This window comes from Marinilabilia sp. (assembly GCF_016278715.1).
Taxonomy (GTDB): Bacteria; Bacteroidota; Bacteroidia; order Bacteroidales; family Marinilabiliaceae; genus Marinilabilia.
Map to the genome: position 1 here is coordinate 1 of NZ_JADQBH010000158.1, position 11,470 is coordinate 11,470.

Consider the following 11,470-nt stretch of genomic DNA (forward strand, 5'->3'; position numbering starts at 1 on the left):
CATTCAACATGCCAATATTTTTTAGTTTTCCCAAACTTAGATATTGGCATGAGTGTTTCCTATGCGTAGTTTACCGGACGCTTACATTGATTCAAAGTCCCTTGTAAAAGTTTAACGGACGATTAATAAAGCGGACTTAGTAATAAATAATTAGAAGAAAACTTTAAAAATTTATGTTGTGCAACTGTTAAATGAAGAAAATTATTCAAAATTGCTTCCCTTTCTAAAAGAGGTGGAATTCAATAATTTATTTGCCCGATCGGTGGCAGAAAAACACGTAAAAGGAAAGATATACGTGGATAATCCCGAACGTCCGGAAACATTTTATGTCTTGCATCCTTATGGTATGTCATTGTTGTTTGGCAACCCATTCAACACTTCCTTTAACCGGCAATTCCGAGAATATGCGATAGATTCCGGGAAAAAGGGGAAGCGGCTGGAATGGATGCAGGCCTGGCCCCAGGCATGGGATCAGGTTTTGGTTGAACTCCTGGGTGGACGTCTGATCCGGTCGGAAGAGAATACAAGCGATCAGCATGATGGCATTGTGGAGTTAAACACACGGGTCAATTTTCGTTTTGAACTGCCAAAGTACTTCTTAACACTAAAGCCGGAGCAACCAGCCGGGGTTTCTGTTGTACCGACCAATGAGAAATTGTTTCACGAGATGAAAGGAGGTGTTGTACCCGGTAAATTCTGGAATTGCGCCGAAGATTTATTGCATATAGGAAAGGGGTATAGTTTGTTGTATAATGGTCGACTGGCAGCCACCGCTTATTCGGCATTTGTTCATGAAGCCACGTTGGAATTGGGTATTGAGACTCAGGAAGAATACAGGGGAATGGGGTTTGCAGTCAGGGCCTGTTCTGCCCTGATTGACTATTGCATTGAAAACGGTTACGAACCAGTATGGGCCTGTCGGTTGGAAAACACCGGCTCGTATAACCTTGCCCGAAAGCTTGGGTTTGAGCCCTGCAGGGAAATACCTTATTACCGGCTGGGCAATTGAATCTTTTTATTCATAAAAGATTTTTTTTGGTTAGAGAGATGTTGACAATTTTCCTTTTTAAGAGCAGACTTAATTTTGGGGTTGCTCAAAACCTCTTTGTAAGGAATGCAAAATCAATATGCAAGAATAAATGTTTGAAGATAGAAGGAGTAAAAAGATAATATTCCTGGCGCATTGTATATTTAATCAGAATGCTGTATCGGACGGGACTGCTTCTCATGAAGGTACTATGACAGAATTAGTGGAGTTGATTAATTTGTCAGGTATTGGGGTAGTTCAAATGCCATGCCCTGAACTACACTGCATTGGTTTAACCAGAGGTGACATCAATGGCAGAAAGAGATCTGTCACGGAGGAAAACAGTCGAATACGAAACATAATGGAAAAGGAAACCTCTTTAGTCAAAATTAAGCATTTGATTCAGCCCGTTATTTGTAAGATAATGGAATATCATGAGAATGGTTTTGAGATTAAAGGAATAGTGGGAATTAACCGTTCTCCGAGTTGTGGTGTGGAAACAACGTCCCATGACAGTAAAGAAGTTGAGGGGCAGGGTGTTTTTGTTACAGAACTACAAAATGAACTAGAAAAAAGAGGACTTCATATCCCTTTTGTGGGAATAAAAGGGTTTGAACCAGAAAATGCACGTGCGACAATAAGAAGTTTGATTGGATTTGATCGAAAACCGGATCACAATAGTGCATAAAGGAGAAGCCAATACCCGGATTTGTAATGGGGCAAGGTTTTTATTATGACATATTTGTGCACGCCTATGGTTGGTTTCAGATGAATAAGTTCCCGGAAATTCTTTGATTTGTTTGTTTCCTATTACCTTTGACATTGTAAAGTCTTTTTATTGATATAGTAGCATTGATTTATGTTTTACCGGAGAAAAATTGTACTTGCTTTAATTGAATTGTTGGGTGGAGACATAGAGAAACTACAGCTTCAAAAGTTGTTGTTTTTGTATAGTCAGCGAAAACCATCTGCAGAGTACGATTTTGTGCCTTATAAATACGGGTGCTATTCTTTTTCGGCTAAGGCAGATTTGAATACGATGGTAAAAAGAGACTTTTTGGGAGAGGAGGAAAACCGTTATAACATTTTAGATCAGACGAGTTACTTAAAAAGTATAAAAACCTCCGATCAAAAATTGCTTCAGGAAGTTGTTGAAACCTATGGAGGGATGAACAATAATCAGCTCATAAAACATACTTATATCAATTTTCCCTGGTATGCTATTCGAAGTACTATTGCCCGGAATATTTTACCGGAAAAATTGTATGAACGTTTGGATAATGCTCTTCCGCAACAAACAGAACCTACTTTGTTCACTATAGGTTATGAAGGTATTTCGCTGGAGAATTATCTCAATAAACTGCTTAAGAATAATGTTAAGTTACTGGTGGATGTTCGGAAAAATCCGTTGAGTATGAAGTTTGGATTCAGTAAGACGTTATTGAAACGATATACTTCAAGTGTAGGTATAGATTATCTGCATATACCAGAAGTGGGTATTGAATCCTCTAAGAGACAAAAGTTGGAAACCCAGGCAGATTATGACTCCCTTTTTGCGGACTACCGGGCCACCACATTAAAAAATACCGCCAATAATCAAAAATACATCATTGAATTAATTAATCAATATCATCGAATAGCCCTGACCTGCTTCGAAGCTAATCATTGTCAATGTCATCGTACACATCTGGCCAATTCTGTCGGGGAATTCGAAGAATTCTATTACCCGATAATCCATTTGTGATATGCCACGAAAAAGAATTCTTTTAACTGTTACTACTTATCCATTGCCCTCCCGGAGTTATGATGAATTGGTTTGTACCGCCGGAATTCTGGAGAATGGAGAATGGATAAGGATTTATCCGGTACCTCTAAGCTTTCTAATAGGGCAAAGAAAAAAAGGACAGTTCGGTACATTTAAGTATAACTGGGTTGAACTGGATCTTAAAAAAAGAACGGATGATTTCAGGCCGGAAAGTTATTCTCCTATTAATTATGATTTTAAAGATATGGAGATTGTCGGACAGCTGGATACTAAGCATAATTGGTTTTTAAGGAAGGAAGCCTGTCTGAAAGAAGTTTACACCAACCTGGATCAGTTGATAGACGACTCCCAAAAACCCCGAAACAAATCCCTGGCAACATTTAAACCTACAACGATTACTAAATTTGAAATCGAAAAGGATGATCCGGAATGGAAGGATGAATGGAAAGAACTACGTAAACAAGGCGACTTGTTTAATCAGGATAAACCCCCGGAAATTTTGATTCCAAAACTGCCATATAAATTTTATTATCATTTTACTGATGAAAGCGGCAAAAAAAGCCGATTGATGATTGAAGACTGGGAAATTGGAGCGTTGTTTTGGAATTGTATGCATGCTGCTAAAAACAACGAAGCCGAAGCTCTTGAGAAAGTAAGAGCACAGTGTGAAGTAAACTTCATTAAAAACAAGGATTTGCATTTCTTTTTAGGTACTACGAGAGAGTGGCATATGAGAAGAGCAAAAAATCCATTTGTAATTATTGGCTTGTTTTATCCCAAAAAAGAATTGCAATTGAGCCTTTTTTGATGGTTAAGAGAGGATGGGCTTCTCAGCAATAAAGAAATTGTGTTTTGCGACGAATTGTTGGATTTGTAAAAATCTTAATTTTCACAATTTCGTTGTGGAAAATTCAACAAAATTAAGTAGATGTTTAAGGGCTTTACCATTTAATTGTAAACCTGGTTATGAGAAAAAGGCTTATGCGAAATATGCATCAGATAAAAGAAGTATTGTTGTTGAGGTGCAGAAATGAATTTTTTGAAGTGGATGTCATCTGTGATATCTGAAGAAATGGCCTTGCGACTTTGATATCAAATAAGTTTTTTAATCTTTATTTTTTCGACTATGGATAGAATCTATGATGTGTGTTACAAGCTTAAAGGTGAAATTGATGAAAAGAAAACAACCTTTACTGTCAATGAAAGGAGGGAGTTTGATAAGGAAATGGAATATGACTCCGGACTGCATGCGGCAATAAGAAATGAAGGAGGAACAATGGGCGAAGAGTGGTTTGATTATATCAGAGTAAAAGAGCAAAGATGAATCATATTCAAAACCAGTACCAAAAAAGGATTGCAAAGACAGACAATCGGGCTGTAATAATTTTAATCATTGGGCTTATTTCTTTATTAACACCCTGGCTTCTCACTGCATTTGAGGCACCCTTTAAAGATCTTGATTTTTCCAGTACCGGACAGATTGGTGACACTATAGGAGGTATAACGGCTCCATTTCTTAGTCTCGTAGGAAGTGTTTTAGTGTTTCTTTCCTTTAGGGCACAGATTGAGATGAACAGAGTTCAATTTTCTGCTATTCAGAAGCAGTTTGAGAAAATTGATAAAGAGGAAGATGAGAAGAGTATTAACCGGATGCAACATGTTTTGAATGTAATTCGTGACCAGTATCTGGAACAGTATGAACTGTTTTTTAATAAGCATTCGAAGGAAAGTATGGCATATTTTGCTTTAACCCGTATTAACTTATTTCCTAACAAAGAGACGAAAGAAAACTTGAAACTTAATGTCTTGAACAAAATTCAAAACTCCTTATTGTTATTCTCCCCTCTTTTTTATCTTAAAAAATTAATAGAAGAGAGCGATCTTGAAGAAGTGGAAATAGATTTTATTAAAATTCAGGCTCGTTTAATTCTGGAGAACTATGGTATGATAAAGGTTGTCGATGAAATAAAGAGTCGACTTCAAGAAGCCAAAAGTTATGAGGAAAACATGACGGTAATTTCCCGAATAGAGGATTTGGATATGGAGCTTAATGAGTTTTATAACCTCGATTATGTTTGCAGATCATTTAAGTTTTCGAGCGAGGAGAATGGAGATGAGTGGATTCCGGAATAATTGGGTAAGATATTTCTATAATTATGAAAATTGTGAAGGTTATTATTTTCAGACTATATCATATTTTTTGCTGTAGTTATTGTTCCTCCAAAATAAACGGTGTAGGTTTTATATCATTCAGGAAGAATTGAATTATTAGTTTTTGTGAGTTTTTTGGCAAAAACTTTACAAAACCTATATCGGGACTAGTCCCCTTAAACCTATCTTCCCGCGAAAGCCAAAAATTCCGGCCATTGCGCAAGGCCTTGAAACGAGGCTTGAGCTGAAAATTTTCCAAGTCATAAAAGGGCTCTTATAATATGACATCCGAGTTCATTACGACCTTGAAAAGAAAAATACATGCGTAATAAAGTCGCCCATTTTGGCTTCCCGCCATCCGCCGGCCCGGAAAGCGGACAGGCCCCCCGCCTTTTGAACAGAAGATTTGTTTAAGCATTATAATTTTACATTTGATCAGTAAGTTGTTGATGATTACTTTGTGCACGAGATTCAAACAGAGACGATTTTACGATAAAACAACCTTGTTTTTAGGCTTACCTGGCAAGGTCAGTCCCTATCTAGCCAGTTTGTGGGTTCAAAATATTAATTTTGGACAGGATTTGCCGGAGATAAAAATAGAAGGAATAAACTCTAATTTATTATGCTACACTGGAATCAGGAATAGTGGGAAAGAACGGTTATTGAATGCTTTTATGAGTTTTCATTCTTTGAAAGAGAATGATTTTCCAGATGATTTAAAATCAAAATGGAAAGAGCTTAATGAAAAGTTAAAATCAGAGCAGCCTACAACGGACTTCAACGGAGAAGTGGTCAGTGGAAGAGTGGAAAACACACTGAATAAGTTAACTATTGAAGAGTGTAATGAAGTTGCAAAAATCATTGTTGATTTAAGCTTTCAGATACGCAGAAATGATTAACAGGATTTAAAAGTGAATGAACCTAAGATTAACTATTAGATTTTTTATTGTAACGGATGAGTGAAAAATTTTAATTGCCATGTTATGTGTCTCAGCCATTTGCAAGTTCTCCAATAAATTCTCTATCACCTAGGAAGCTCGATATAGTGCTGACGCCAAACAGTTTAATATACTCATTGAGTAGCTCTGTAGACCTACCCGTTAACCCAGGTGTGCAGAGCAGAAGCTGTTAATTACAAGGGGTATTTCTGAATTTTGGGAATGGGGTTATTTGCCGGACAAAAGGAAGAACCAAAGCCACTCTCTTTTAAGAAATAAGTCAAGCCTCCAGCTTGCACGAAGCCCCCATTCCATAGAAAGAGACGTGATTATTTATGGCTTGTTCCAAACCGATGCCAGTGTCGTAGTTGTTAATCTCGATTCCCATTCCCAGAAAGGTTTTGGGGGATGATTTTTCCTCTATTTTTGTCCAGTTATTAAAACCAATTAATGTTTAGGTGGAAAAATTCTTAAGTTTTTTTCAAAACCGGGAGCGTTTTCAATAAAAAGGTTGTTGCTTAAGTAAGATTTAAAAATTTTGTAGGCTTATACCTGCTTGTTGGTTGGATGGAATGAATCCCGATGGTTCTATAGTAATTCCCTCAAGCTTGTGACCTAAATTATTTGTATACAGATGAATGAAAAAAAGTTGATAAGACAATGTAAAAAAGGAAAATCTTCAGCGCAGCATGAGGTGTATCGTGTTTATGCACCCCGTTTGCGTGGAGTTTGCCGAAGGTACATTGTTGATCCCGATGAGGCCGAAGATGTTATGCAGGAAGGTTTTATCAGGATATTCTCACAAATAGAAAAGTTTACCTGGCAGGGAGATCATACCTTTTTCTACTGGATGAAAAGGGTAATGATTAACCATGCGCTCAACTACCTGAAGAAAAACCGTGCTCATTTCCACGGTGAAGCTTTATCGGAAGAGCATGCCGATAGGAGTGGCGACGATAACGATCGTTTTTTTGACGACAACTATTCCAGATTTTCTAAAGAGGATGTTGTTAACGCACTTACTGAAGTTCCTCTGCCATTTAAGATGGTCCTGAACATGGCAGTGATTGATGGCATGAAACATAAAGAAATTGCTGAAGCTCTTGAAATTGCCGAGGAAACCTCGCGTTCCAGATTAACGCGGGCCAAACAGTTATTAAAAAAGGCTTTGTTGTGTAGGGCTGGAACTGTGGTGAGAAATGCTTAGTCAATTAAATTTTTGTCATTTTTTTATTTGGGATGCTTTTTCATCCGCTATAAACAAGTTCGTTATGAAGAAACAAAATACAGACTCGATAGACCAGTTATTGTCCGAAACTTTTGACGATTACACTGTGCCTGAGTTCCGTAATTCATGGCCAAAAATAAAAAAGCAGGTTTTCAAGCAACGATTCATGAAATTTAACGTCTATCAATTCAACGTTTATTACGGAATTGTTGCCGTCGGTGCTATGATTACAGCTGGTGTTTTATTATCCAATCCTTTTGCGCCCAATGAGGATGTTCCGGTTCCAGTGGAAAAGACGGAGCAATCTTCGGACGATTCTATTAAAGAATTATTAAAAGAAGACCTTTCGATACAGGAGCCTTCTGCCGGGAAAGATGTTCCGGAGAGAGCGGATACAGAGGCTCCTTCGGGTGTGATGATGCCCGTTGCAGAAGATGAAGTACCTGAAAGTATTTTGCCGGAGCAAGAGGCCCCTGACAACGCTGATATCCAAAGGCAGGATGCACCAGATGAAAAACCAGAGCTACCTATTTACAAAGATTCAGCAGGAATAGATGAGGTAATTTTGCCTCCTTTAGAAAATCAGAAAGATAGTTTAGGTGTTCTTCCCATGACTCCGCTTCAATCAGTGGAAGAATTACCAGAAGCGATTGCGGACTCAATAGTTTCAGATTCCGTGTCACAAAAAGTTAAGCGGGTCATCGTAATTGAAGAACCGGTAGTGAAAAGAGATACCGTAGTAAAAGTAATTCGAAAAAGAAGAAGATAGTATCGTGCATTTTCTCTTTATTGATTAACAACGACAACCAATCTCAATGGATAAGAAAAATATTATTCTTCTATTTTTGTTTCTGTGTGCATTAAGCCAACTCAAGGCCCAAAACAATGTAAAATATGATACGGTATATGTTGCGCGGGATACTATTGTAGAAACCGTGGAGGTGATTCGATATGAATATGTAGATGTTGAGCCTTTTGAGCTTTATGTAAGTAACGGAGTCTCTTACGTGGAAACCGATATTATTTCCGAATCAGTTGATCATGTTTCCGGGTTGTTTAGTGTTCCCCTTGTTCTTAAGCTAACAAAGGGGAATTTTTTTTTGCAGAGCGGGCTGGAGTATCGAAAAGTTAACTTTGAAACCTCGAGCCTTGAAGATGTGGCGAAGGAGGTAGAAAGACAAATAACCGAAACTGTGGTGGTAGATACCATTTTCAGGTATAATGATGGCGATCCCAAAGCCTCTGTCATAACCAAAGAGGTGGAACGAACCATTTTTGAAACAGAATACAATGAGGAGTTGGTGGTAAGCTATCACGATTTCTCATCTTTCTTTGTTCCCCTTGTAGCTGGGTATCGTTTTCGGTTTAATAAAATATCGGCCGATGTTGGTGCCGGTATGGGCTTTAATTTTTTCACATCTGAAGCACGGGAGTCGCTGGAGAAAGATTTCCCGGACGAGGATCCAGTCTTTTTTTCCTACCTCATTAATCTCTCCATAAATTACCAATTATCCAGTCACTTTCTATTGCAAGGCGGAATTTCTGGCGCCTGGGATACCAATTCCAGTCCTCTGGATTTCAATCAAAAACAAGCAGGATTGAAATTATTGTATAAAATTTTCTAAAAATCGGGAGCGTTTTTGTCGCATTTGCTGTTTTGAGGGTAAAACAATAAAAGTTTAGAATTATGAAAAAGTTATCTACCATTATTTCATTTCTCATAGTCTGGATTACTGTGGTAAACGGAGCAGAAATAACAGTGACAAATAACCAAAACTCCGGAAACGGTTCTTTTCGAAATGCCGTAGCTCAGGCCGCCGATGGCGACAATATTATTTTCGATGGCGATTTTACCATTTTTCTGGAAACGCCTATCCTGCTTGGTGACAAAACCCTATCTATCGATGGCCTTGCCAATGGAAACAAGGTTATTCTGGATGGTAATTATCTGGATGCCGATAATGATACCATCGACGATGACGGACTTTATACCCGCATTTTTACAGTGATTGGGGTGGCAGACAAAGATGTTAACCTGTCCAATTTAATTATCCAGCATGGAAGTACTGATAGGGAGGCCTATTCCAGCGAGAGTTTTCCTTCCTATCAAGGAGGAGGTGTCTATATTGATATGATTGAGGGAGGCAACGTAACATTTACCAATTGTACCATCCAGAACAATATTCTTTCGCGTAGGGTAGATGGTTACGATGGCGTTAATCAGGTCACCATATATGGAGCGGGTGTCTTTTCCAATAATGGAGGTGATTTTGTGGATTGTACCATCAAAAACAATATAGGTATTGCCAAAAACTCTTACCAGGTAAATATCAACGGGGGCGGTGCCTGCTTTAGTGAAGGAGGTTCTTTGCGCAATTGCCTGATTGCCGGAAATAAAATTCTTTTTGAACCCATAAATAACCAAAATTTCTTTACTGGTACTGGTGCCGGTCTGGATCTTTCCGATGGGGGAGTAATGATTAATTGTGTTATTGTGGGTAATTTTATTGAGAATGTTTCCGATGAACTGGAAGGATATTGGACAACAGCCATTGGCGGTGGATTGGTGGCTATCAACAGCAAGGTGTATAATACTACCATTGTGAGTAATGGCATGAAAAATATAATTGATAAGTTAGATGAGGGGGAGCAAGGAGACCGAATTGATATTGCCTGCGGTGGTGCTATTATGACTTACCAGGCTCCAGAAGGAGAAACTAATGCAGATATTACCGATTATCAGAACAATGTTCTATATGGTAATTATTTGTCTTCCGGATATTTCCATGATGGAGTGGCAGCACCTCCCTATACACAGTACCTGGCTGTTTCACAGGCCGCAGAATACGATTCAATGGAGCTGAGCGAACCCAACCTTTTGCTGCAAGAAAATCCCTTTATCGACTTACCTTTTGAAGGGGAAGATGGCGAATGGGGAACCGATGATGATTTTTACGGCGATTTGCGGCTTAGAGAGAATTCACCACTTATTGATGCAGGTAATCCGAATGAAACTCAATTTGAAGCCTTGTCACTTGATTTTTACGGACGTGGACGCATTAACAACAATCGCATCGACATTGGGGCTCTGGAATTCTACGCATCGGATGTTACTTACTCACTTTCCGGAAAGGTTCATGCAGGTGCTTTAGATCTATCAGTCGGAACCGTAGAGGCTTATGATGTAAACGATACCAGTCAGCCGGTGGCTTCAGCGGTCGTAAACAGCGATGGTACCTTTGAATTCCCGTCTCTGGTGCCTGGCGATTACTATTTCTATGCCATCCCTGACGATGATACGGAATTTTACGCTACCTGGTTTGGCGATGAAACTGAAATAGTCAATGCTATTTCCATTGATGTGGATGATATTATCTATGACGTGGACATTCATCTTATCAGCAAAACACCAACGAGTGTGGCAGATGCAAGTCAGGTGGAAATTGAAATATACCCCAATCCGGCTTCAGAAATTGTAAATATTAAAACGACTTCTCCAATCAAAGAAATTGTGATTTATGATTCATTCCGTGCTCAAACAAAGTATTTTGATGGTAGCAATACCCGGTTGGTAGTTTCTGACCTAAGAGCAGGAGTTTATGTTATATCAGTTGTAACAGAATTACAATCCATACACCAACAGTTAATAATAAAATAATCGTTTTCTTTTCCTTCCCCTCAAAACCGGATTCGGATAATCTCAGACCCATTATCCCCGGTTTTTGGGGGATTTGTTTTTGTAACCCCATTCATCACGTTGATTAAAGTAGTGCAAGGCAGAATGGAGGATTTCCCTCGAGAACCTGATAGTAGAATAAATACTAATGCCAACATTTAAACATTTAGCCTCCGATCAAGCGTTGCTTGCATACGCTTGATATTGGAGGCTATTGTTGAACCAAACAATCTTCAGGGTGTCTCGCAATAAAATACTATAAAACAACGATTTACCTATAGTGTTTTCAATCGGTTTCCGGGAAGGTATTTAATGATGATTTGACTCCAGTTATCTCGTTCTTTGATATATATTTTTGCAATTAACCACATTTCTGATGCTGTTTTGAGCGTTACGTGCTTGTTTAGCCAAACTACCTCATTATTTTTCGGGCACAGTGACAATTCAAGGCATACCTTTTCCATTTGCACTGCCGGAGTGCATCCATCATTGAGATACGAAACACACTTTGTAAGTGTACACAGGAGTCAAATTTTCCGGCAATAGCAGACTTAAGCAAAAACTGTTCACTAACGACTTTGACCTCAAGCCCCGCTTCGCAGGCCTGTTCCAGAAAATATTTTCGACTCAATATTAACTCGTTTTTTTTTAAGTTCGAGCCGAAAAGTCGGTTTATTTAAGAAGA

Annotated in this window: 12 protein-coding genes; 11 read left to right on the forward strand and 1 reads right to left on the reverse strand. The window is 38.6% G+C overall.

The window, feature by feature from the left end; genetic code table 11:
* The first annotated feature begins 178 nt into the window (after positions 1-178).
* From QZZ43_RS10050 to QZZ43_RS10100, 11 genes are all read left to right on the forward strand, one after another.
* Positions 179-1,009, forward strand: coding sequence for a GNAT family N-acetyltransferase (locus QZZ43_RS10050; RefSeq protein ID WP_291858527.1), 831 nt, complete (start codon positions 179-181; stop codon positions 1,007-1,009).
* A 130-nt stretch (positions 1,010-1,139) separates the two neighbouring features.
* Entirely contained in the window at positions 1,140-1,715 is a 576-nt protein-coding gene (locus QZZ43_RS10055) for a CD3072 family TudS-related putative desulfidase (RefSeq protein WP_291858529.1), read from the forward strand.
* Between the two features lie 171 nt (positions 1,716-1,886).
* Complete coding sequence (locus QZZ43_RS10060) at positions 1,887-2,771, forward strand: DUF488 family protein (protein ID WP_291858531.1); 885 nt, start codon at positions 1,887-1,889, stop codon at positions 2,769-2,771.
* Position 2,772: 1 nt separating this feature from the next.
* On the forward strand, positions 2,773-3,600 hold the full coding sequence (locus tag QZZ43_RS10065) for a hypothetical protein (protein ID WP_291858533.1): 828 nt from the start codon (positions 2,773-2,775) through the stop codon (positions 3,598-3,600).
* A 318-nt stretch (positions 3,601-3,918) separates the two neighbouring features.
* Positions 3,919-4,116, forward strand: a complete 198-nt coding sequence (locus QZZ43_RS10070; RefSeq protein ID WP_291858535.1) for a hypothetical protein — start codon at positions 3,919-3,921, stop codon at positions 4,114-4,116.
* Entirely contained in the window at positions 4,113-4,925 is an 813-nt protein-coding gene (locus QZZ43_RS10075; protein ID WP_291858537.1) for a hypothetical protein, read from the forward strand. The genes QZZ43_RS10070 and QZZ43_RS10075 overlap by 4 nt, the downstream gene beginning before the upstream one ends.
* A gap of 521 nt (positions 4,926-5,446) precedes the next feature.
* On the forward strand, positions 5,447-5,842 hold the full coding sequence (locus QZZ43_RS10080) for a hypothetical protein (RefSeq protein ID WP_291858539.1): 396 nt from the start codon (positions 5,447-5,449) through the stop codon (positions 5,840-5,842).
* A gap of 673 nt (positions 5,843-6,515) precedes the next feature.
* Positions 6,516-7,088: a sigma-70 family RNA polymerase sigma factor gene (locus tag QZZ43_RS10085; RefSeq protein WP_291858541.1), complete on the forward strand. Its 573-nt coding sequence runs from the start codon at positions 6,516-6,518 to the stop codon at positions 7,086-7,088.
* Between the two features lie 64 nt (positions 7,089-7,152).
* Entirely contained in the window at positions 7,153-7,878 is a 726-nt protein-coding gene (locus QZZ43_RS10090) for a hypothetical protein (RefSeq protein WP_291858543.1), read from the forward strand.
* Positions 7,879-7,924: 46 nt separating this feature from the next.
* Complete coding sequence (locus tag QZZ43_RS10095; protein WP_291858546.1) at positions 7,925-8,734, forward strand: hypothetical protein; 810 nt, start codon at positions 7,925-7,927, stop codon at positions 8,732-8,734.
* A 62-nt stretch (positions 8,735-8,796) separates the two neighbouring features.
* A complete protein-coding gene (locus QZZ43_RS10100) occupies positions 8,797-10,767 on the forward strand; it encodes a T9SS type A sorting domain-containing protein (protein ID WP_291858548.1) in 1,971 nt (656 codons plus the stop codon).
* Positions 10,768-11,197: 430 nt separating this feature from the next.
* On the opposite strand, the gene QZZ43_RS10105 is transcribed toward QZZ43_RS10100, so the two are convergent.
* Positions 11,198-11,416, reverse strand: a complete 219-nt coding sequence (locus tag QZZ43_RS10105) for a hypothetical protein (protein WP_291858552.1) — start codon at positions 11,414-11,416, stop codon at positions 11,198-11,200.
* Positions 11,417-11,470: the final 54 nt, after the last annotated feature.